This is a genomic window from Mesorhizobium sp. B2-7-3 (assembly GCF_006440715.1).
Taxonomy (GTDB): domain Bacteria; phylum Pseudomonadota; class Alphaproteobacteria; order Rhizobiales; family Rhizobiaceae; genus Mesorhizobium; species Mesorhizobium australicum.
This window is the reverse complement of the sequence record NZ_VFTY01000007.1, coordinates 167,768-192,074: the sequence shown is the minus strand read 5'-3', so window position 1 is coordinate 192,074 and position 24,307 is coordinate 167,768. Positions and strand designations below refer to the sequence as shown.

Genomic DNA, 24,307 nt, shown 5'->3' with positions numbered 1-24,307 from the left:
GGATGCGCGGGGCGGAGGTCATGGCTTCACCAGTTCGACGTGGTGCGCGCCCAGCCGTTTGAGCAGGTTTCGCGCGGCCACCGGTCTGAACAGGGGGTCCGAGGCCTTGAGCAGCAGGTGGAAACGACCGCCAGAACCATAGCTGAAGTCAGAGACGCCGAAGACGGGATGGTGATAACGAGGCAGGCCGTTGGCCGCGAGCATCCCGACAAACCCGGCCATGGCCGCTCCGAGAACGCCGGCTTCGAAGGCAAGGACGAGATAGGCCGGCCATGCATTCATCGGCCGGCCCCCGACGTTGATCGGGTAGTCGATCTCGACCGAGTAGAGGATAAGCAAATAAACGGCCGCGGCCCCGAGCAGACCGCCCGCCAGCACAAAATAGGGCAATCTCGTGCGACGCGCTCCCAGCTTCTCGGGCAGACCCTCGATGGGGTAGGGCGAGAAGGTATCCAACTTGGTGTAGCCGAACTCGCGCAGGGACTGGACCGCGTTGCCCAGGCTTTCCGGCGTCGGAAACGTCGCCATCATTCCATACGGCTGAGAGGCGCTCATGCTTTCCCCACCGTTTGCTCATGTGCCAGCTCCTCGACTTCGAAGATGGTCACCGCAGGCAGAATTCGGATGAACAGAAACACCAGAGCGAAGAATGTGCCGAGCGAACCGAACAGGATGCCGAAGTCGAGCCAGGTCAGCGACTGCGAGCCCCAGGACGAGGGCAGGTAGCCGTTGGCCAGGCTACTGACCACGATGACGTAGCGCTCGGTCCACATACCGACGTTTATCAGCAACGAGATTACCCAAAGGCCCGGCATCCACAACCTGACGCGGGGGAACCACAAGAGCTGCAGGACGCCCACATTGCAGAACATCATCAGCCAGAAGAACCAGGCGTACGGACCGAAGGCGCGGCGGAACATCATGACCCGCTCGAAATCCTCGCCCGAGTACCAGGAGAAGAAAATCTCGGAGATGTAGCCGTAGACGACGATCATGCCAGAGGCGATCATCAGCTTGGCGGCATTTTCCATGTGCCGTTTCGTAATGATGTCTTCCAGCTTGAACAGAGTGCGAAGCGGGGCGGCAATCGTGACCACCATCGCGAGGCCCGAATACAGCGCGCCAGCAACGAAATAGGGCGGGAATATCGTTGAATGATAGCCGGGCACCAGCGCATAGGCGAAATCAAGCGACACGATCGAATGCACGGACACGACAAGCGGCGTGGCGAGGGCCGCCAACAAATAGTAGACGCTCTGGAAGCGCATCCAATGGTAGGCCGACCCGCACCAGCCAAGCGCCAGGATACCGTAGAACAGCTGCCCCCGGCGCGTTTCAGCGCGGTCGCGCAGGATTGCGAGGTCGGGTATCAGGCCCATGTACCAGAACAGCAGCGACACGGTGGCGTAGGTTGAAATTGCCGCGAAGTCCCAGACCAACGGACTTCGCCATTGTGGCCAATGCATGTGCGTGTTGGGCAATGGCAGCAGCCAGTAGAAGAACCACGGCCTGCCAAGGTGCAAAATCGGGAACAGCCCGGCCATCGCCACCGCGAACAGCGTCATGGCCTCTGCAAAGCGATTGATGGAATCCCGCCAGCTCTGACGCAGGAGAAGCAGCACGGCCGAGATCAAGGTTCCAGCGTGACCAATGCCGATCCACCACACAAAGTTCGAGATCATCGTGCCCCAGGCGACCGGGATGTTGATGCCGTATTTCCCGACACCGACAGCGATCAGGTAGACGATCGAATATAAGAACAGCATCACCAGTATGAAGAGACCAGCAAAGGCGAGCCAGAAATATCGCGGCAATCGGCCTTGCAGTACGATCGAGCCGATGCGCCTGGTGATCTCCTGTTTGGTGTGCCTCCCTTCCAGGACGGCGAGGGAGCCGTCCCTTCGCGCGACGTCAGCCTGTGCCATGGCCGTCCCCTTTCTCCTCCCTCTCGCGGGCAAGCGCCGGGTTTGGGTTCCTGACCTTGCCGAGGTAGGTGGTGCGCGGCCGCGTATTGAGTTCAGCGAGCAATGCATAGTTGAGCGGCGATGCCTTGACCTGATTGACGGCAGCGTGCCTGTCGTTAAGGTCTCCAAACCAGATCGCCTGCGTTGGGCAGACCTGTTGGCAGGCCGTGACCACCTCGCCGTCGGCTATGGGGCGATTGTCGATTTGCGCATGGATGCGGGCGGCCGCGATCCGTTGCACACAGTACGTGCATTTTTCCATCACGCCACGCGAGCGGACCGATACGTTCGGATTGTTGACCGCCTGAAGGAAACCCACCTTTTCCTTGTCGAACTCCTGGTATTCCAGAAAATTGAAGCGGCGTACCTTGTAGGGGCAGTTCTGGGAGCAATAGCGGGTGCCGATGCAGCGGTTGTAAACCTGGGCGTTGATGCCGTCATGCGTGTGGACCGTGGCGTTGACGGGACAGACCACTTCGCAGGGCGCCTTCTCACACTGCATGCAGGGCACCGGCTGGAACAACGTCTGCGGATCGTCCGGGAGACCTTCATAATAGCGGTCCACGCGCAGCCAGTGCATCTCGTGGCCACGCGCGCACTCTTCCGGGCCGACCGTCGGAATGTTATTTTCCGACTGGCACGCGGCGACGCAGGCCATGCACCCGATGCAGGCGTTCTCGTCGATCGCCATCGCCCACGCTTCCTGATCATAGTGGTATTCGGGATAGAGCGACTCCTTCGGCTCCGGAGGCGCGCCTGCATTTACGAAGTCCGGATTGTCACGATACTGCGACCAGGTTGCGTGCCGCGCTATCGGACGTCCTTCCATCGCCTGATGTTCTTGCGTCGTCGTAAGCTGCTTGCCCAGGTCGAGCCGCTCGACAGTTGCGCCGCTCAGTGCCCACGGTGAACCGGCCTTCCGCAGCACGAACGCGTCGTAGCCGCTTGCGAGATCGGCCACCGGTCCCGCGGAGCGCCGGCCGAATCCGAAGGTTAGCGTCAGACTCCCCTTGGGGTGGCCTGGCGTCAGCCAGACCGGCGCGTCGATGCTGCTTTTGTCGGCGGAAATGCGGATGACGTCGCCATTGGCCAGTTTGTGCAACTCGGCATCCGAGGGCGCCATCAGCGCGGCGTTGCTCCACACCAGCTTGGTAAGGGGACGCGGCAGCTCCTGCAACCACGCATTGTTGGCAAAACGCCCGTCGCGCAGCCACGGGTCGGACGCGAAGCGGATTTCCAGGGTCCCGGGGCGATTGACTTGCTGGGGTGGGGACGCGGTCGAAGTTGTCGGCGGCTGCGTTGCTGCATCCGGTTCGCCGCTCCCCGCCACGCAACCGGCTTTCAACGTCTGATCCCAAGCATCGTCCTCCATGCTGGACGAGCGCCAGGTTCGCCGAACGAGATCCAGCGCAGACAGATCCTGTTGCTGGAGAAGGACGGCCAATATCTCGTGCACGGTACGACCGGCGAATATAGGGGCAATCGTCGGCTGCATGATCGAAGTCGTGCCGTCGAAGGCACGCAGATCTGACCAGCTCTCGAGGTCGTGGGCGGCGGGGACGTGCCAGCGGGCGAGCCGTGCGGTCTCGTCCACATAGAGGCCGTGATGGACGACCTTGGTGATCTTGCCGAACGACTTGCCAATCTCCAGGTCGCCGGGCGCGGTATGGACCGGATTGCAGTCCAAGACGACGGCAGTGTCGATCCGTCCCGCGTATGCATCATCGACGAAATCCGGCAATGCGGCCGCGTCGCCGAGAATTTCGGGCGGCTCGATCACACGAAGGGTGGCCCCGACTGCACCGAGCGACTGGTTGGCCAAAAGCGCCTGATGGGCGACATCAGCGCTCACGCCCTTGCCTACGGCGAGCAATGCCCCCGATCCCGCCGACCTCAGATCGTCCGCGGCAGCCCGAAGCCATTGCGGTGCGTCCTCGCCGGCGGCGCTATCGCCCGAAATCAGGGCTGCAAGCCGCCTGCCGAGGCCGTCCAGTTCGCTGGGCCTCACAGCCAGACGATGATCGGCCGAGGCACCCGTAATGGTCGGAGTCGTCTCGATGGCGTATAGCCGGTTCATGCTGCTGCCGGGCTTGGGCGTGCGTCGACCGAGGCCAAATCCGCGTGCATAGGCGAGGTTGCCCGGGCCATCACCCAGGAAGTCATCGTCGAGGCTGACGATGACACTGGCATGCTGCAAATTGTAGATCGGCGACAGCGGGCGGCCAAATGCGGCCGTTGTGGCTTTTGTCATGGCGTTTCCGCCTAGAGCGTCATGGCGATAAAACCGCATCTCCGGAAAAACTGCGCGCAAGTCGCGAAATTGGGCGGCGAGCGTCGGCGATGTTGACGGTCCGGACAGGATGGCAAGCCCCTCACCCCGCACCTCAGCAAATTGCTTGCGCAGCGCAGCCATTGCGCCGAGGAAAGACCCATAATCGGCGGGAGCGCCGTCCAGCAGTGGGGTCCGAGACCTGTCCGGATCATAGAGCGAAAGCACCGCCGCCTGCATGATTGCGTCTGTGGCGCCCAAGGACGCGGGATGGTCGGGATTGCCCTCGATTTTGGTCGGCCGGCCCTCGTGCGTCTCGACAAGCACGCCGACGCCGTACCCTTCTTTGGAAAAGGTCGTGGCATAATATTCGGCCCTGCCAGGCACGACGTTTTCAGGCTGACGGACGTAGGGGACGATATCGTCGGCCGGAGCGCAAGCCGCGAGCCCGCCGAATGAAACGGCGGCGCCTAGAAGCTTGAGGAGCTTGCGCCGATCGAGGCCCGGTCGAAATGTCGCCCAGCCTTCGTCGCGCAAGGACGGGAATTCCGCTTCGACATATTTACGAAACTCTGGCGCATCGGAGAGTTCGGCTAGGCTTCTCCAGAGCCGAGATTCGTCAGCGGTGGCAGACATAGCAATCAGTCATCGTGTGGGGTTGGATGTTCAGCAGTTTTATTAACTTGGCGCGCATTTCCTCGACATTGGGGGGTGGTGTCCAATCGGTGCTGAAGACAGCGTGGGGAGGACGCAGATTATCTTTGGGGTCGCGGTGGCATCCCAGGCACCATTCCATGTCGAGGGGCTCGCTCTTGCGCATCAAGGGCATTTCTTCGACATGGCCGTGACAGGTCACGCAGGCGACGCCCTTGTTGACGTGTATCGAATGGTTGAAGAAGACGAAATCGGCCACCCGGTTCACCCGGTGCCAACGGAGCGGATTTCCGGTTGCCAAACTCTGCCGAACGGGGGCCAGCATGTCGGCATTTGTCCAAAGCTGCGAGTGGCAGGTCATACACACTTCCGTTGCCGGAAGCCCGGCTGACGACGACACCTCCACGCTGTTATGGCAATAGCGGCAGTCGATTCCGAGCTGACCGACGTGATGCTTATGGCTGAATGGAACGGGCTGCGCATTTGCGCGTGCAACAAACGTGGACCAATTGACACGCGGGGCAACCGAGGCGAGCCCAACCAGCGCCACCAGGCCCGCCAGTCCACCCCAAAGGACAAACCGTGCAACCCCGTTTGCGCCAGGCCGGAAAATCTGTGGCATTCGCTACGCTGACATTTTAGGCGTGAAAACGAATAACACCTGGAACTTCGGAATGTTCCATGGGCGGAGGCGAGGGAAAGGAGGTCTGGCGCGCGACCCACGCCCGGAAAACCTCGGCCCGAGCAGTGAGGATCAGGATCGCGGCCAAGGTGGTTCGAGCGGGAATTCCCACGCCACGGCGTCTGGCGAAGGCTGGAATGTCGACGACTTGCCCCTATCACTTTCCACGTGAGCAGGATGGGTGCGCGTGACGGGATACTCCCGTGCAGACGTGGTGCCGCTGCTGGCCGGCGGCTGCGGGGATAAGCGTGACCCGCGTACGAACAAGCTGCTGCATGACGCGATTTTCGAATGGCTCAACCGAGCGCCTCCTAGCCAGCGACAAAAATCCTTCGAACCTTTTTTACGACGCGCGATTTGGGCTTGGGGGGCAGGGGTGTGCTGGCTTCCTGAGCGAGCCGCGCCTCTTTTAATCGCGCTGATTTTGCGGCGCGCCTGGCCCGTTCCTCAATAAGGGCCGCCGCCGCTGTGGCCTGGTCGTTCCGGCCGTCGTCACGGGTCCACAGCATATCAGTGCCTCGCCTTGGCTGGGGCGCTCCTTTTCTATCTGTATTGCGCCCTGATTGGGTCGATTGCCCCGAACCTCGGCTTGTCGAAAGTGTTCCCTACAGCCATGCGGATGAGACCAACCGTGGGGAATGATGAGAAGATCTCCCAAAATAGTCGGTGAACCCAAATGACGGCGCGTTCTTTGCCATCCTTGTGCCCTGTACATCCAGGCACGCGTTCCTGTCCTTCTTGGCGACGACCATCTTCCCGCCGGCGCGGGTGGAGCGACATCTCCTTCGAAGATCGCCTCGGCTGAGCGCAGCGACGGCAAATGGACCTTCGCCTAAAAGCCCACATGATCCCCGATACGAAAGACAGGTTCCGTTATGAATTGTGTTCGGCCGGACGGTAGCGGGCGGCAACAAAACTGGCCATCTCCTCGGCGGAAACCTACCTCGCCTCCGTTGAGAAAAGAGCCTGCATCGTTCGCCACGGACTTCCAGCGTGTGTTTGGCACGACTTGCACTGAAGCAGGTGTGAACTTTTCTGATCTCAAATGCCTGATGAACCACAGCCGTAAGTGTCCAAGATGGCGACGATATCCGCATCGCGGCACAGAGAGTGACTAACAAATGGACGAGCTTTGCCGACCGAGCCCAGCCTTGGCTAACAGCAACGTGGCCCCTAGCAATGACAACGGTGTCGCAGCGCTGTTACTATTCTCGTTTTGGGAGGTGACTTCAAAATCACCGGGAACGCTACGGTCGAGCGGTGGGCCGATGAAGCCCGAATGTTCGTCTACCTCGGCTACAATACTCCTGACCCGGAGGCGGAAATGTCCGAGCGCATCACCTTGGCTGCCCGCCTCATGGAATATGGCTATCAGCGTGAACAGAGAACAGGTCCCGTGGTCTCCAAAGTTCAACTCAAAGGCGCGATCGTCGTTGCGCAGACCTGCCGTGTAACGCTGCCAATTGGTACGGACTGTGAGGGACATGGATCAAGAAGAATGACAGCTCTGCCATCCAAAGGTGTAGGTTGCCAATCTATTTTAGATAGACCTTAATGAAGGTTCGAACCGGGTGGACTGGTCCCCTCCAAGTCCCCCGCGAAGATGGAGGTCGATTGGGCTCCTGGCCTAGTCGGCCTTCTTCGCTGGTCAGTCGCGTAGGGGGCCTTGCCACAATTTTGATTAATTTCGGAACGATTCGCCGGCTCAGGTGTTGGGCCGCGGATACTGTGGGACAAATCCGACATGACCGATCGTGATAATGCCAACGGGCCGACGACTCTAGCTGCGTCTGTAATGCGTCAGATTAGCTCAAAGGCATTGAAGCACTACACGGCGACCTTGCCCATCTTCCGCGTTGACGAAACGATCCCGGATAGGCTCAAAGAACTCCTTGAACGGCTGGACCATGCAGAAGAAGCCAGCCTCTACGAGGAACCTCCCCGATGGCACTCAGATGGTTTAGCCCTGCAGTCCCTGTGACAACGGGTGAGATGGGTTCCACGTATCACTGCTCCAACGTTGAGGGCGCCGCTGCCGAATTACTGAAATGGAGCAAGCGCGGCCCCCACTGGGAGAAAGCAGTCCGCGCCTGCATGGCTTGTCTTGCCGATCAAGCGACGCCGCAAGAGGCCCGGCGGCTGTTCCGTCTCGCAGCCAAGGAGGCGGGTGTGCTGTGGGACAATGTCCATTGAGACGGCTGGAGAAATTGCGGCAGGCGGTAGCGATGTCGCAAGTCCTTTATCTTGCCAGCACATTTCGCAATGCGGATTGAGAGTGCTGTGATCTCGCCAACGGCGATTGGCTTGTGGTGGACCGGCGCCGAGTTGGGTCTGCCCATGGGCCGAGCTCTGGCAGCCACGATTGGCGAGAAGTTGGCGCCACAAGAGCCCGACCACCGACGAGCGAGTTTTAGCGACGCTAATCTCACGCGTGCTATCAACCTTTTGGCCAACAGCTCACCCGACAGTAGAGAGCGATCTTACAAAGCCGCACAAATAATTCGCTCGCTATGCCTCAGGCTATCTCGATTGGCAACTTCCTCGCACGCCGACAACCACACGCTAATCCAGGCCGCATGCTGCGGACCCACCAAGAGCAACAACGAGAAGACCAAGCCCTCCAAAAATGTGATACCTATTGTGATACAAATTCGCGTCAAGGGCGCAGAAAGGATAATAAAACAAAGCGGTACATATCGGTCGCTCCCAAGCGTTGTGGCCGCTGAAGATCCTGCGCCGCCGCTCCGCATGCGATGGACGTCAAGACCAGGATGCTAGCCAGGCGACTCACGCAGCGTCTCCTCTAGCGTTTATGGAGAAACCATTTCGCCTTTCATCACGATCAGCCACGCGTTGCCTGTTGAACAAACAAACAGACTCGACTCCTAATACTGACCTGTGTAGCATTAGCTCGAATAATGCTAGAGGGGGTGGGCGAAGCTGAAGGATCGCGCAAAAGATAAACCCTTGGAGAGTTAACTCTCTGAGTATAAATCGGCTTGATTTGGTGAAAATGCGGCGCTTGTGAACCGATTCAACACTTAATGGTGTAAGAGATCGGAGATATTTTGCCGTAGTAGGCGGCAAAGAACCGTACCACTGTCGTGGATATTGGTGTAGCGCAATCTACGATGGCGTTGAATTGCCAGGCGCAGAGCATTCTTCCAGACTGCGATCGTCAGCAAGGGAATATAAAGCGCGCGGCGTATCCATCGCCGAAATCGCTTATTTCGTTCGAGCTTCGATGCGTGTTCAGGCGAGCCTTTACGGGGGATCGAAGACATGGCCGAAGACGGTTGTCGAGCAAGGTCATCGCACAAGGGCGCACCTCGGCGCCGTAAAGAAAGTCCTGTCCAATCCTGGCCAAGTTCCGCTGGATTGCGGATGGTGCCCATGGAACACCCAATCGCCGGACCCAGCGGGTTCCTCCTTCGGTTCAGAGCGGCCTTTTTCGCAGCTTTGAATTACCCCCAGATCCTCACTCGGGAGCGCCCTAATGGCTGACGGTGGAGACATCCTGCGGCTAACACGGCGTGGCTTTCTTTGCTCAGCCGGTGCCGTCCTCGGCGCGGCGGCTCTCGCACAGTCACAGACCGCCGCTTATCCCTTTCTCCTCATCGAGACCTTGTACGTTCAAAGACAAAATGGCCCCGAATACTTGGCTGGGATCCGCTTGCGGCTGCGCCGGGCCAGTCACGATGAGGAGGACGAGAAGAGCCTGACTATCCGTGGTTCGGACTTTGTGGCTTCCGGCGCGGAACCTCCAAAGGTGAGATTGTCTGGCCTTACAATTTTGGCGCGCGATTCGTCCGAACCGGTTCCGAGCGATACACGGTTGACGCTCACCGTTTCCGGCGTTGATCTGTTCAATCATCGAAATGCTGATGTAGGAGGCGCGTGCACCTACGCATTTACAATTAGCGCGGATGTTCAAGGCTCGGGCGACCACAAGTCAGTTGTTTGGCAGATCGGGCTTCGCACAAATGCCTGGGTGCACCGCGACTTGGTTCATTGGCTTGAGTTCCCGCCCGCCCGCTTTGGCAACGAGGGCAGGGTGGAATTGGGACAGGTGATGGATGGACAAGCCGGTTTCAAGCTTGACCTCGGGGCGGGTTGGGTCGCCGAGACGCTGAGCCGGATCACAGGTGCCAGAATAGAGGCGACCAACAATCATATTGCCGTCCTCAGCGTCGTTCCGCGTGACCCGGACGACAGGTCGAACCAGGCCCGTGAATGGCGCTGGAGTGTGCGCCCGATCTATGCGAGTTCCCGGCTTACCGCATATGATGCGACAATCGTGTTCCGCAGCCTGCGCTTTGGCTGGGGGCGGGCGAAGGCTGAGGACGGCAAGCTCCCGGCGGAGAGCGCCGATGAGCCTACAAAGGCTCAGTTTTTCATAGAGGTCGGTTCTGATGAGCCGTCCCCGAAAGGTACGTTTCCAGAGACCTCCTTGCTTGCCAGCCCAAACGGCCAGGTGGGATTGCCGCAGGCCCGCTTTTTGATACGGGGCGAAAATAGCTCGTACCTGTCAATCACGGGGGGCGACGCCCGAGCTGCTTGGGACACCGTGGGTGGACGCGCCGGTGGATTCAAGGATGAACCAGGACCGGCCGATATGGTTTTGTCGGGTACGTTCGCAGTTAGACTTACAAGCGCCGGCAAACTCCTTTGCGGTATGGACTATACGTTTGACCCAGGCGAGGGCACGTTAAGGCTGCGCTCCGCCAAGGATGGGCATTGGTTTCTCAATGCCAACATTCCACCCACGCCTGCCAGTCGGATGCTGGACCTCGACGACCTTCTTGTCACCACTGAATCAGAGGAGCGTGTCGACACCGACGATCAGTCAAGACAGGTGTTTAGTCTAGCCTTCGGCTGGTTGGCTCTTGAGGTGCAAACTGCTGGCAAGCCGGTTGGCACGACGCGGCTTCCAGGCATCTCTCTGAATGCAACCTTGTCTCGCGCAAAGGTCGAGAGTTTGGCGTTGCGAGCGACGCTAGCCGACCTACCCGTCTCGTTGGCGCCCGAGCCAGGATTGGAAATGTTCAGCCGTGTCATCGTCGTGGATCCAGGGTTGTCGCCCGTCCTGCGTCTCCGCAACGTCGAGTTGCCGAGCGGGTTGGATGAAGCCGAGGCAGCCCGCGCTGGCCATATCTTCCTGGACGCTCCCGCCGCAGGAGCAGATGGACTGCCGGGCCTGGATGTTCCACTTGATTCCGCATTGGTCCAGGTTCGCCGCGCAAGCGACATGCTGATGCTCGACTTCCGGCTGGCCAATCTTCGGTTGCGCTCGGATACCTTCGGCGCCGATTTCGTCGTCTACCCTGACCCGGTGGCGAAGCCTTCGGACCTCATGCCCATAGAGTATCCGAAGGAAGCCGTATTGCGAGCCGATTTCGGTCCGCAACATATGGCCGAACAGGCGTTCGCGCGCCGCGATGCGATTGCTGGCGGACTGCCGTCGATCGACTTCCAGAAACTCGCAGATTTTCTAGCAGGCAACTGGCCCGCAAGGGTGCACGATGCCTTTGCCACTCTTCGAACCGGGTCGCGTTCCAAAAAGCGCAAAGTGCGTTCCGGTACTCTCCGCGACTTGGCGGCAGAGGTCGCTCGCATACTCGGCTCTGTCGCAGAGGCCGACAGCGACTTGGTAACAAAGCTCAAAGATTACGATCCTCGGTTGGTAGACCGCGTCAAGGATTTCCGGACCTTTGCCGAAACCTACAACAAGTATGCTAAATCGAGTTGGCCGCCTGTTGTCGGCCGTCTTCCCGAGGACCAGCAAATCTATGCGGGACCCGACGACTTGGATCCCGATGCGGCAAACCTTGCCTGGGATCTCCGCAAGTCAGACCTTCAGGTCATCCTAAGAGCCAAGCTGATCGAGCGACTGATCTCGGTTGACGGCAGTTATGGCAACGCCATTTCCCCCGGCCTGTTGCCCACGATTGAAGGAGAGATAGTAGACGTCGTGGGGGGCAGGGGCAGCAACATTGCCGAGACGATCTGGTTCGCCCCAGCGCCTCCCGATAAGGCGATTACAGCGCTGCTTGAAGGCAAATGGGCCGACGTAAAGGCGCAACGCGATGCAAGTCCAGTCAAGGAGCAGATCGCGCCGGACTACGCCGAGTTCCGCACGCGCTGGAAGCGGCAGGCCGAACGGTTTCGCAGCCGGCTTTCGCAGGCGGACTTGGCGGAAGTTTCAAATTTCGCCTCGATTCGCTGGGCTCTCGGCCGCAGCCGCAATGACCCGGTGTCGGATCTGTTGAGCCGCGTGATCAACAGCATGGTCGACCTCACGGGAGAGGTCGATGAGCCCTATACGCAACGCAGCCGCGCCCGCCTTTCGGGTCCGAGCAGGCTCGTTTTCCAGTGGTCGAGGCGCCACGATGCTAGCGGAAACGAAGGACCAGAAGCCCAATTTGCCCTGAATGAGCTGCTGGATTGGTATCGCCGCGACCAAGTGGTGCCCCTGCGCGCCCAGACGGTTCGCGAAGCCGACAACCGCGGCAACATAGTTCGGAGCGTCGATCGTGGCCAGCAATTGCGTCTGCAGGGCTTTCAGCCGGCACTTGATCTGTCGGCAATGGGCTGGATGGACAAGGTTTATGCTGCCTCCGCCCGCTCACCGCTGGACTATGAGACCGCGATCGAGTTGCCGTTCCGCTTGCAGTTGTCGCCGGCTCAAGACGCGGTGTGGGTTCTTCCACATCAGATTGACCTAGACCTGTCCCTTCCCCCAGACCCAAGCGATCCTTCCAAGGGCCTTCCGCTTTGGTCGGTCGCGCTTGAACCTGCTAACCCGGATCCGTTGCTCAGGGCCGTTTGGTCGGAGGATTTTTGGCCCGAGCGCTTTCTCAACGGCCGAGACAGGGTCGATTCGGCCAAGCCGATTGATGTTCGGGACAAACGCGCGGCTGAACTGCTCAATGCCCAGAATGGACAGCCTACGCGAGGAGCGGCCGCTCCGTGGTACGCGCCTCGTCTGCGTCGCCGTGCGGGAGAGATCATCGATGCGGTTCCGCTAACAGTGTCGGAAGAGGAGCGTCAGTTCCGTGCCTCTATGGATTCTTATGATCGGGACCAGATTGTAGCCGAATCCTCTGTCCCCGGCATTCTGGTAAAGCGTGGCATCGACCCGAAAACTAACCAGGTGATCGAAGGCGGCGATTCCTATTCGCCGCCTGACGGATATGGGTTCAACGACGTTGCGCTTGAGGCCGTTCTGGGGGATGACGGCCAGCAGGTCGCACGGCTGGACAGCAGCGCGATCTACGCTCCAAGATCCCTTAGCTTCCGTGAACTCCGTTTGACCGGCCTAGGAGGAACGCTTGATCTGCACACCAAGTTCAAGCCGCCTGTTTCGGCCGATCTGTTGGACGGAGGCAATCTCTATCCCGCATTTACACTTGAAAGCTGGCGCCACCTCGCCGTGCTTGGACGCGATCGCGTCGTCGAACTGGTCTACAAGGGGTATCTGTTCCCGTTTGGTCACCACGCATCGCTCGTGAAATTGACGGAGCGGCGTTACCTACAGCCGGCCGGCAACAAGCGCGGACCGACCGCCTATCTTGTGCAGAGACTCTTCATTAGATGCTCTGAGCCTTCAAAGACAGATTGGTATGATCAGCCAGATGCCGGCCGCGCCTGGCCTGTCGACGAAATGCGCATTCTTACTGGCCAGACGGCCGACCTCGTCGACCCGTTGCCGGGATCGCCATCGGTTCCTAAGCATGAGACAGCGACAGTCCTTCCCAATGGACGCGTCTCGCTTGATGGGGGCTGCGGACTGGTGTTCTGGCCGCGTACAGCGCCGTTTAAAGGCGCCGAGGTGCCTTTTGAATTTCAGATTGACGGACTGGCACAGGCCCATCGGCTGCCAATGATCTTTGTCGACAACGAGGCCGCGAACGACGAGCAGACCCTAGCTTCCCTTATCACTTACTACAATCAACTCGACTCCGACACGGTCGTGACCTTGAATGGGCCGAAACCGGCGGGCCAGGATCACCGGTTCTTCAACAGCGACCTCGACCGCAGAAGCGTCAGGGTATTCGATCAAGGCGGGGCCTCACGACGCTACGGGCAACCGTTGGAGGAAGGAGAAACGAGCTACGAGACGCAGGCCTGGGCTGTCGGCGTGGAAGGGCGGCCTGGAGAGCAGCGAAAAGCAGGGGCCAAAGACCCGCTGACACTGGCCCGCGGTTCCACGTTGCGGCCAAGGTCTAATTACGGCTTCTCCCCCCTTCTGCTTGCGAGCGACCAGCCGCCTTTCTATCCCCTGGTTCACTTTGCGGAAATCCGCCTCGACCGGCTCGGTCGATTGTTGGGTGAGCGGCAAGGCCGCGAATGCCTGGTGGCGTTTGAGGCAAACTATCTGAGGAAAGGGTTCACGGACGCGACGCAGCCCGCGAGCGGTCCCGAGCCGTTTCTCGGTATTCTCAATCAGGTCATTCTCGATGTGGGTGCAAGGGGCGACCGCGTTGGCGCGATCGGGCGTCCGGCCGGCCGTCTGCTTCTGCTGGCGCGCAAGGAAGGGCCACTTACCACCAGCCGCGATAAGGCGCTATCCGAAGGCGATTCCGACATCTATCGCAACACACCGCCAGACTTTGGCGTCGATCAGTTCAAGTCTTTAGCATCGCGCGCATCAGGCATTGTCTCGCAGCAGTCCAACGCGCTTCAGGCCGTTGACGCCGATACTTCTCCCATGTCAGTCGGCACTCTCCTGGACAAAGTGCTTGGTGACGCCGACATGACGGTGTTCGGGTCCTACAAGCTGAGGGAACTGATCAACGACTCTCTGACCGGTCTTGCCGATGCCGTGCCAAGCGTCCGTGAGGTGAAGGACTATGTCGGCGGCGCCGCGGAAACATTGATCGCTGCGGTGAGGAACGAAGTCCTCCCGGCGATCCGCAAAGCATTGGGGGAGGTCGAGCGGGCGTTCAATGCTGCAGCGATCAAAGCTGGTAACGGGGCTTTGGAATTGCGGCGCGTCTATCCTGACATCGGCAGCGCGATAGGTTCACTAGACAATTCCATGCGTGAATTTGAGCAAGCCCGCGACATTGCGACAGCGGCCTCCCGGCTTACTGCCATCGTTACCGCGGGCAAGTCGCTTGTCAAAGCGTTCGAGAAAGCGGGCCGCGACCCTGTATCGCCGTTGAAGCTCGAACTTCAGCGCGTTATCGTGGCCGATCTGCAGGGCGTCGACGACATAGAGCAGTCCTTAAGCAGCCTTCTCAAGAACCCGCCTGACCTCGAGACGCCACTTGCTGCAGCGCAGCAGGCTGCGCTGATGGCGCTTTCCAAAAAGCTTGATGAACCCGACACGCGCTCACAGATCGTCGCCGCGATCACCGCTGTCATGACGCTGCCTGATCCCGGTTCCGGTGCTGCAACCCTGGACAAGGCCGTTTCGGAAATTGTCGACGCGGTCTACACAGGCTTCCTCGAAGCGATGTTCCGCCCGGCCCCGCCGACCGACCTTGCGGGCTTCTTGGCCCGCCTCGAGCGGCTGCAGGGCTTGCAGATACTTGGCAAGGCTCTGGAGGCATCGCCGACCTTGGCTGAGATTCGCGGTAGCTTGGAATCCTATCTCAATGCCATGGACGCCGAGGCGCGCGCCTATTGGGCGCAGTTGCTGATGCTCCGGGATCAGATCAAGGACCGTCTGGCTGAAGCCGAGACGGCTAGGAAAGCGCTCAAACAACTCACCGACAATTCCAACTCCGACGAAGCGCGCCTTCATGCAAAAGAAGAGGAAGGCAGGCTGACCCCCATCATCGCCAGCGCGAAGGACGAAGTCGCGCGTCTGGCCGACAAGGCGGCAAGAGCGCTGTTCGGCTGCGACGCCAAGGCACTGTTGGCATCAAAGGACCAACTGCAACAGAGCCTGCAGCGTTTACACGACGAGCATGATTTCAGCCGCAAAATTCCGCTTGCAATCGAGCTGCTAAGCCAGATCGATCGGATTTTTCTGCAAGGAAGGTTCGGCAGCGCGGCCGAGACGGCGATGGCGGAGCTTGCGGCTGCTGCGGCGGATCAGCTGAAGCCGGTCCTGGATGCGATCCTTGACGGCTATACCGCCGTGCTCGACTTGGCCGATATGTTCGTTGAGCAGTCCGTGGGCCTTGATCCGCCCGCCGCGCTTGCCGAGGCGATCACCACTGCGGGAGCCGCCTTGGATGATCTCACGGTCACGATTGGAGAAGGCGGAACGGCTGACAAGATGCGAAAGCTCGTTGCCGGCCTCGCCGCATCGAACAGCAATATCGACTCCGACATCGATACGTTGACCGCCGATTTGCAGCTGCGGCTGGACCGGATCGTCAAGGCATTGAATATTGCCAGCGCAGCACGGCTAAGCCAGCCATTCGGGCGGATCAAGCAGCTGGTGATCGAGCTGACAACCGCCATGGCCGAGGCGGCAAAGAAATTCGGACGCAAGCAGAGCCAGGCTGCCCGCAAATGGGCCCCGGCCCTGTTCGATGTCTACGGCGAGGCAGTCGAGGAGGCGCACCGGTCTTTGGTACGTGCCGCGACAGCAATTGCCCAGGCCAGACTGACAATGACCGGCTGGCGCGAGCCGGCGACGCCCGTCGCTCTGCCGAAGCCAGGGCTAGCGGCCGCTGCCGCAAGACGTGCAATAGAGCTTGCCCGCCGGCAGCCGAGCGTCGACAACTATCACCAGGTCGTTAAGACCTTTCCGCGGGGCGAACTGTCTGCCTTGCTCGAGGCATGGCCAAAGGCGATCGTCCAAAGCGTCGACGCTCTCCAGGATCTCGCCGCCAAATGGGCCGCCGACACGCAAGCCCTCCCCAAGCTGGCGCTCGGTCTGCAACAGGACTCAAGCGACGCCGAGCCGATTGCCGTGGATGCGGTAAAGGCGATGGAAACTGCCTTCGGCAAGTTTGTCCAGGACGAATTCATCGAGGTCAAAACCCGTGTTTTTGCAGCTGGCAAGGACGTTGCTGCTGCCGCTGCAGGACAAGTCGCGACGGCTGCACCCCGGATGATGAAGAGGGTGATGGACGCCCGGCAGCAGATGTCTGAAACCGCGGAGCGATATCCCTTCCTCGCGCCGGTCGCTGACTCGGTAGCCCGCATGGCCGACGATCTGACCAATCTGCCGGACACTCTCGCTATCGACAAATTCCTGGCGTCAGCGTCCTCGGCCGCAGATAAGTTTGACGGCGCGAAATCCATCGGCCAGGTGAGCACGGCAGCGGCTGGTTTTCGTACTGCTCTCGAGCTCGATGCGGGCGACGCGTACCTTGCCACCTTTCGCGCCACCCTTTTGTCGGTCGGCTCCCAAGCCGGAAACAGGCTGCGCGACGAAGCAGTAGCGCAAGCAGCCGGAGTGATTGCTGCGCTTGAAGCGAATGTCGATCAAGCCGCAGACCAAGCAGAGTCCTGGCTCCTGGATCAAGTCTTCTCTGCAAAGCAGGTGACCGATGCGATGGTCGGCCTGCAGAAGATAGCAAAGACGATACGTGACCAGCGCAACAAATTGCTAGTGACCCTCAACGACGATAACAGGCGGATCGCAAGAACCATCGGCGACATGCTCAAGTTCCTCAAGCTTGACCCGGGCGAGCTTAACGACACGACACTCCTGCCTGCCCTGCTGCTGACAGCTGTAGGAGGAATGCAAGGGACGGCCAAGAGCCGGCTCAACCAAAAGGTCGGGCTGCTTCAGGCAAATTACACGATGCCCAAAGACGAACTCGAAAATGAGCTGGAAGTGGCAACGGCGCTTGTTGGCAAAGATACGGACGGCGCAAGGCTTTCTTCCGCGCAGCGACTTGCGTCCCTGCAAAGGCTGGCTAGCGCTGGCCGCAGCGGCGACCTCGCAGTGGTGCAGATCGTCGGCAGCCTGCGCACTACAATGGACCAGGTCCTGCACGCCAACTTCGCGGCCCTGGTGGATTTCCAAAATGTCCGCAAGATCATTGAGGATCAGCTTCGCAAGCTTCTGCCGACGCGTATCACCACGCAGTTGGACTATTCCGTACCATTGCAGAAGTTCCCGGCAAGTGCGGCCATCTTCAACCCGATTGGCGACGGCCGGTTCACGATGCGATCCGTCAACTCGATCGATTTCTCTGATCCTGATAATCCCCGCTTCGATGCCTCTGCCGAGGCGCTGCTTTCACCCTTTGAAATCAAGTTGCTGGGCAGCTTCGACGCCATCACCCTCGTCTTTTCCGCAGCGCGCCTGACATGGAAGCTGGGAGGCCAAGCTCACTTCCTCATCGACTTTGTCGACTATCGCATCGGGCCGGCGTTGTCTTTCGTCGATAAACTCGCTGCCGCGTTGGGTCAGTCGTCTGGTGGCGCGTACGTCCGATTGGCGGAAGGGTTTGCGGGCATCGAAGCTGGTTATAAAATAAACATACCGGCTTTCACCCTGGGCGGCGTTACATTCCTCAATGTTGGCCTGTCGGCTGGCGCCGTGCTGCCGTTCGACAAGCGTCCAGCCCAGTTCGTGGCGGCGTTGTCTTCGCGCGATGATCCCTTCGTCATCATTGCGGGCGTGTGGGGCGGGGGCGGGCATTTCCAGCTGACCTCCGACGGCCGCAGCATCACGGGCTTCGACGCATCTTTCGTGTTCGGCGGCGGCGGCGGTGTAACCTACGGTCCTTTGACCATGGTTGGGCGGGTAACCGTAGGTGTCTTCATTCGCAAGGTCGGTCATTTCACAGAGATCGCGGGTGACTTCTTCGCTGGTGGCTCTGGCAGGGTCGCCATCTTCGGCATCTCGGCCAGTCTCACGGTGGTGACCGGAATGACGGGTGCCGGTGACATGTTTGGCTCGGCGGTCTTTCGCTACTCCTTCTCAATCGGCTTCGCCAAAGTCAGCTTTTCGGTCACGGTGTTCAAGAAGGAGTCGAAGGGCTTTGGAAAGCAGCAGGCCATGCTGACTGACCAACTCCCCTACGATGTCGCAGATGCAAGCGGGGCACTACTGACCACATCCGCGACCGGACGCACGGCGCGCATTTCAGTTTCGACCGTGCGCCAGGATCTCAACTATCGCGCTTGGCAGCGCTATTTCAGCCCGCTGCGGCCGGAAGGGTACTAAGATGGTCTCCAACTCCGAACCAGACCTTGGCAACTTTCCTGTAGATATCCTCGCTCGTACTATTCCGTCAGGTTTGCTGGGTGATGATCTGCGCGTCACCGTGGCGCTGCGGCCGATCAAGACCGACAAAGAGGGCTCCGCACGCCTCGACACCTGGCCTTCGGACATTGAAAAAAGCCTAGTAAGGCAACCCCCGCGGCTCGAGCTTCGATTTCCTTCGCCCGTTGCGGATGCTCATCCATTAGCGCCGGCTACCTGCGAGGCAAGCGAACAGGTTGCGCTCGCCTTATGGCCCGGACGGTCGGATCCGGCGTCTGCACGAGAGCTATGGCAAGAACTTATGGTCTCACCCACCATCGGGTGGAAAGAATTACACAAAGATCTCAAGTCTTTGGAAGACACCGAGAAGCCGGGCGAAATGCCCTCACCCATCTGCGTTTCCGGCCGGCAGGGAGAAATGGTCCTGCTCACAAAGATGCTACGGGCGATCGAGACCGCTCAGTTGGCCTTGGCCGAGGCACCCCACAAGCGCAGCCACGACCTGGCGCTTGTCGCATGGGACGCTGCCAAGAAATTTCTACGCGCCCCCCAAAACGTTGATCTTTCGGCAATCTATCCCAACGAACTACCGCAGGATGATGGTAAGCCGGCCGAGCCAAAACTGAACATTACGCAGACCAAATTGAAACGAGATTATGCGATCAAGGTCCTCGAACGCATGAAGGCCGCGTGCGCTGAATCACGGATGGTCGGGACCTTGAAGGTGGAGGCCGCCGCCACGGCTGCCGCCGAAGCGCTGCTCAAATCCACGCTGAACAGACTTATCGACGGATTGACGTGCGTTCTCGTCGGCAAGGCGGTCGCTGCCGATGAGAAGATAGCCGCGCTTTACCGAAGGTTATTTGAACTTCGGCAGTTCTTCCTATTCGCCGCGGCGCTCGATTCCGGAACCCTTGATGAGCTCGCAAAAAATGAGAAAGACGCGCGTGATGCCCCTAATGCTCCGCCGCCGGACCTGGATCTGACCAAAGCCAAGGGGCGAGCCGCGACGGACGAGGGTAATCTGGATTTACAAACGGCGCCCGCGATGAAGCGGATCGCAGCGCTTGAGGAATCGCCTGATCTTGGCAGGCTGTTCCGCCTCTTTGTCGACTTCAAGCTGCCTGCAGGTGAGCTGTTGAAGCGCCTGAAAGGACGGCAAGCCTGTGCTGACGGTGGCATCTTTGCCTTCGTCCGGTTAGCCGGCTGCGATCTTTCGACCTGCCATCGTGCAGATGAGTTTTCACGCTGGACCCTGACGAAGATACGCCTCGACGAGGACCGTACCAAGATCCTGTCGTTTTTGCCGGCAAGCCGCGACGAGCTCATCCTCGAGCTGTCAAAGTACGATATGGGTCAGGCCCGATCGGTGCTGCATCAGCAGGATGGCATTTACCTCCTGGGTGGCTCTCCGGTCGGAGCGGATCCGACACCGGATGCCGGTATGGCGGCTCTTGTTTTTCCAGCCTATGAGCTGGTTTCAGCTGACCTTCGCGCTGCGGCGCGAGAGGTGGATAGTCGCGCAGACCGACTGCTGTCGGCCGCGGCTCTCGCAGGCGATGCTCCGCCATCTAGCATCGTCCAGCGGGCAAAGTCCGGCCTGAGGTCCGGCGGCTTGTCAGTGGTCGGATTCAGCGCTGCCCCACGTCTGTCCCAGTTGATCGGAACATCCGATGCAGCTTTACAACTGACCTGCGGCCTGACGTTCCTCGATGCCGAAGACCTGTCGATGGGTCGCCTGCCAATGCTGGCTGTCCGCGCGAAATCGGGCGAGCAGGGGCCGGTGGTCCATCAGTGGCATATCCAAACGCGCAAGCGCGTAACCTATCTGCCCCGCCGCAACCAGCGTGGCGGCAAAATCGATGTCGACCAACTGATAGCGAAGCTTTATCCTGGGCATTGGGATGGCCCTGATAGCGCCGACTCCCCCAGACGACTGGCGCAGGCAAGCGTCGACCGCAGTTCGCCACGCATTTTCGACCTGACCAGCGAGGGCGAGCGCGTGCTGGTGGCGGCCGTCGACGCCGCCGAACTCACCTTCCTCGGCGACCCGATGGGGGTCGAGACTGGATTGGCTGCAAATGTCCAGATGTTGGACGAAACGTCTAATGATTTTCTTCTCGACCGAGACATATCCCTTCTGGAACTGGGCGGCCCCGAACAGGCCAGTGCCGGTGTGCTACCACTACGATTTGGCATGCCGATCACCGCCGGGTTTTCGACTGTCTTTCTGGGCGGCGGGACGCTGACGCCGACGGAGGCCGCCGAGCGCTTTGCCGCGATAGCTGAGGCCACCGTGCCCCGCAGGATCGGCGATACGCCCCCTGAAGGACGGCGCTACTTGCGCAGCGAGCCGGTGGCCTCTCCTCAGGTGCTGCTTCCAAAAGCGGAAGCCGATGCCGTGGTGGCATCTTACCGGAAGCCGGGGGGGCCCGATTTTGGACCGCAAACGACAGGGCAGGTCGTACTCCGCAGTCGGCTAGATGAATCGGGTAAAGTTGGTGCAAGGCTGGGACCCGATGTTGTCACCCGGATCGTCCTACCTCCGCTGGTCAGTCTTGAAACCGCTGAGAAGCATGGCGCTTTTGACGATACTCGCCCTCGCTGCTTTCCGGGCTCTGCAGGAAGCTTTCCTGTAGCGCGTGTCACCAATGTGCCGTTGTTTCCGGGTGCGTATAGTCGCCCAGACCAAGCGCTTCGTCCGAGAGACGGTCTTCGTGACGTCCACTGCGACGCCGGCTTCGGCGGCTACCCGTTATTGCGCCAGGTGATCGGGTCCGCTTCCGACAGAACCGCAACTATCGATGCGGCCTTTGACGATGGGCGGGAGTGGCTGGCGAAGGCAAGAACCTGGGCGCGCGTTGCCGAGGCCGATCCGACACTGGACAATCCAGTGCCGGCGTCACCCTCTGGGGATGCAGTTTTCGCCTCGATTGGAGATAAGACGGTTGATCAAGGCCGAATGATCCCATTCTATCCTGATCCGATGGCCGCAACCCTGGTCGTCAGATTTCGCACCGGCGCCGAAGCGATGAGCCGCGAAAGTGTCCAGTGTCTCTCGGTGCCGCTCGTCGATCCGAAAATCTGGCCCGACGTCGTCCCGGTGGCGTTGGAAATAACCCGGCGCGACGACGCCAATCAGCCGGTCATCGAGTACAAAGACAATGTTCGCGTGAGCGTCTCGGGACGGCGGTGCCGGCGCGTCGTAGTCAACATTCGGCCAGGCCTTAGCGGCACATTGGATTTGTGGTCAGTACCCTCGCCACTCCAACTGGAACAGTGGAGCGAACTTGTCGATACCACCGCTTCCATCGATTGCCTGCCCGGCCTTGCCAATGCGCCTCTTCTCGACAGACTCTGTGGCTGCGGTATCATGGGCATGGACGCCCCGCACCCCTCCCGGTTGTCGGCCGTTGCGGAGCGATTGCACAAAGAGCTTTTAAGCCACCCACTTCCGGAGCTGGCCGAAACCAGAAGTATCACCATCGCTCATGCCACCACGCGGCCAACGCGCCCACTCGATGTGGCGAGGACTGCGGATGGACCGATGCTGGCCATGCGCCGCGCAGCCAGCGGTGCGACGACTGACCTGGGTCCATCGATCTTGCTCGATCTCCCGGCGGCTTTGCCTCCGGCCTGGAGCACTCGGGCTCAGGAAGAAAACGCCAACGAGGTCGATCTCGGTGGATTCCTGGGCGTTGACCTTGCCTCGACCAGCGGTATCGAAATCACTGCTCAAGCGATCGCTCCCTTCGGCACCGATTTCGACGACGTTACGCGAAGCCGGACCAGGGATGCCGTGAACAGGGGCATTGTGAATCCGATTTTTGATCGCACAACGGGGCTTGAGCGCAAAGCGAAGGATTTGGACGTTTATGGCTTTTCGATCTCGCCACATGGCCGCGTCGAGCTGCCGACCAGCAAGCAGTTGTGGGCGCGGTTCTCCAACTTGCCGCCGAGCATTGAAGGGCTTGAGCCCAACAAGGCCTCCTGGATTTCGCTGCACGCTCTGTTTGGGGGGAACCCGGGCGACATTGCCACCGACATCCACCCGCTTTTCGGTGATACCCGCGCCCGACAAGTCAGGCTCAAGTTCACAGCTATCTCCCGGCACGCCAATGCATTTGTGAGGCGGTCTCGCATTCTGTCGGGAGAGCATGTGGCTGGCATTCCCCTGCCTTCGGCCGACACGATGCTGGCTCCCCAGCAAGGGCCAAACGAGTTTACGCAAAGCATTTGGCTGCCCGCTTCCGCGGCACCCGCCGTTCCAGTCGCAGCTGCTCAGGCTCATCCCGTCATTGACGAAGAAACAACTTTAGGTGGTTCCCCGGACCTGCCAAAGATCATCAGCCGGCGTGTGACCAAGGTTCGGCTTTGGCTTGCACGGCCCTGGTTTTCTTCCGGCGAAGGCGAAAAACTCGGCATCGTTTTGTGGCCGCGGCTGTCGCGGGTGCGCATTCGCAGCCTCAAGCGAGGGTTGCTGGGCACCCAAAGCTTGTACGAACGGCCTTCGCTGGATGCCTCACCGTCTGAGGGGTTGGCCGACTACATGTCGCTTTACCGCTTCGAGGACCGGTTCCTTACTGGCGCCGCGGACTACATCACGCGCTGGGGCTCTGACCCCGCTGAAGCGTTCCCGAAGAATGGCTGGCGCGACTGGGTCGTTCCTAACGACGTGTTTCGCGACTTCGAGTTTGATCCCAAGGCCGGGACCGCCACGCATCGGCGTTCGGATGCCGCCTTTGTCCCAAAGGTGCAGATGCCGATACCCGAGGCAGACAAGCATGAGGGCAAGAAGACGGAGACCACGACGCAAAGACGCAAGCGATATCTGAATGTGGATCTTCTGGCATATGAGCCCCGCTTCAATGTCGACCGCGAGCAGTGGTACGTCGACCTTCATCTCGACGCTGGTGAGATGATCATGCCTTTCCTGCGCCTGGGTGTGGTCCGCTACCAGAAGAATGCACCTGCCGACCTGCAGGTGTCTTTTCCGGGCGATCCCTTCGAACTGCAGGTCCAGACCCGACGCGAGACGAGTCTTGAGCTTGTGCCTGATCCGGGAGACCAGGCGCGGGTGCGATTGACCCTGACCGTGAAAGGGCCAGCATCACCCGACACTGCGAGCGATGTTGCCGCCGGTGCCGACGCAAGGGTTGAAACCCGCATGCGATTTGATCTGCAAGGTCTTGTTCACGGTACCCGCCTTCGACGGCTGGCGTCCGGGCTTGAGGTCCGAGCGTCCGGTCGAGGAGACACGTGGCGCGGGACATTCACCCTGCCGCGCCAAGCAGTGCTCGACCCGAACGTTCACCTGACGGTTCACGTTGCCGAACGTGCCTATCGGCCGCCGACAAGCTATCCCGAGGCCTATTTTCAACCTGGCTCAAAAGAGTCCACGTTCATGAGCCACAAGAAACTTTACGCTTGCAGCATCGATGTTCCGAAAGTGGGTCAAGGGCAAAGCAAAAGCCAGCATGAGAGCTAGTTGCAGAATCGATAGGCTATCTGGAATTGGTAGACACTGATTGGATCAGGCTGCGCTACTGATACCTAAAATATGCCTGTTTGGCAGGAAGCTGATGCATCGCAGTATTGTAGATAAGTTTTGA

Annotated in this window: 9 protein-coding genes; 5 read left to right on the top strand and 4 right to left on the bottom strand. The window is 60.0% G+C overall.

The genetic code is table 11. From position 1 onward, the window contains the following. Nucleotides 1-18: 18 nt before the first annotated feature. From FJW04_RS17870 to FJW04_RS17855, 4 genes are read right to left on the bottom strand one after another with little or no spacing between them, the layout of a single operon-like run. Complete coding sequence (locus FJW04_RS17870; protein WP_140715650.1) at nucleotides 19-555, bottom strand: DUF3341 domain-containing protein; 537 nt, start codon at nucleotides 553-555, stop codon at nucleotides 19-21. Then, nucleotides 552-1,925: an NrfD/PsrC family molybdoenzyme membrane anchor subunit gene (gene nrfD / locus FJW04_RS17865; RefSeq protein ID WP_140715648.1), complete on the bottom strand. Its 1,374-nt coding sequence runs from the start codon at nucleotides 1,923-1,925 to the stop codon at nucleotides 552-554. Before nrfD ends, FJW04_RS17870 begins: the two co-directional genes overlap by 4 nt. Next, nucleotides 1,912-4,869 carry a TAT-variant-translocated molybdopterin oxidoreductase gene (locus FJW04_RS17860; protein ID WP_140715646.1) on the bottom strand — a complete coding sequence of 986 codons (2,958 nt, stop codon included), beginning with the start codon at nucleotides 4,867-4,869 and terminating at the stop codon, nucleotides 1,912-1,914. Before FJW04_RS17860 ends, nrfD begins: the two co-directional genes overlap by 14 nt. Further along, on the bottom strand, nucleotides 4,853-5,509 hold the full coding sequence (locus tag FJW04_RS17855) for a cytochrome c3 family protein (protein WP_140715644.1): 657 nt from the start codon (nucleotides 5,507-5,509) through the stop codon (nucleotides 4,853-4,855). Before FJW04_RS17855 ends, FJW04_RS17860 begins: the two co-directional genes overlap by 17 nt. A gap of 1,339 nt (nucleotides 5,510-6,848) precedes the next feature. On the opposite strand from FJW04_RS17855, the gene FJW04_RS17845 reads away from it, so the two are divergent. From FJW04_RS17845 to FJW04_RS17825, 5 genes are all read left to right on the top strand, one after another. Next, nucleotides 6,849-7,124, top strand: coding sequence for a hypothetical protein (locus tag FJW04_RS17845; RefSeq protein ID WP_140715640.1), 276 nt, complete (start codon nucleotides 6,849-6,851; stop codon nucleotides 7,122-7,124). 189 nt (nucleotides 7,125-7,313) lie between these two features. Next, entirely contained in the window at nucleotides 7,314-7,550 is a 237-nt protein-coding gene (locus tag FJW04_RS17840; protein WP_140715638.1) for a hypothetical protein, read from the top strand. Beyond that, nucleotides 7,514-7,762, top strand: coding sequence for a DUF982 domain-containing protein (locus FJW04_RS17835; RefSeq protein WP_140715636.1), 249 nt, complete (start codon nucleotides 7,514-7,516; stop codon nucleotides 7,760-7,762). The genes FJW04_RS17840 and FJW04_RS17835 overlap by 37 nt, the downstream gene beginning before the upstream one ends. A 1,303-nt stretch (nucleotides 7,763-9,065) precedes the next feature. Continuing rightward, nucleotides 9,066-18,656, top strand: coding sequence for a hypothetical protein (locus tag FJW04_RS17830; RefSeq protein ID WP_140715634.1), 9,591 nt, complete (start codon nucleotides 9,066-9,068; stop codon nucleotides 18,654-18,656). 1 nt (nucleotide 18,657) lies between these two features. Then, nucleotides 18,658-24,183 carry a hypothetical protein gene (locus FJW04_RS17825; protein ID WP_140715632.1) on the top strand — a complete coding sequence of 1,842 codons (5,526 nt, stop codon included), beginning with the start codon at nucleotides 18,658-18,660 and terminating at the stop codon, nucleotides 24,181-24,183. Nucleotides 24,184-24,307 lie beyond the last annotated feature (124 nt).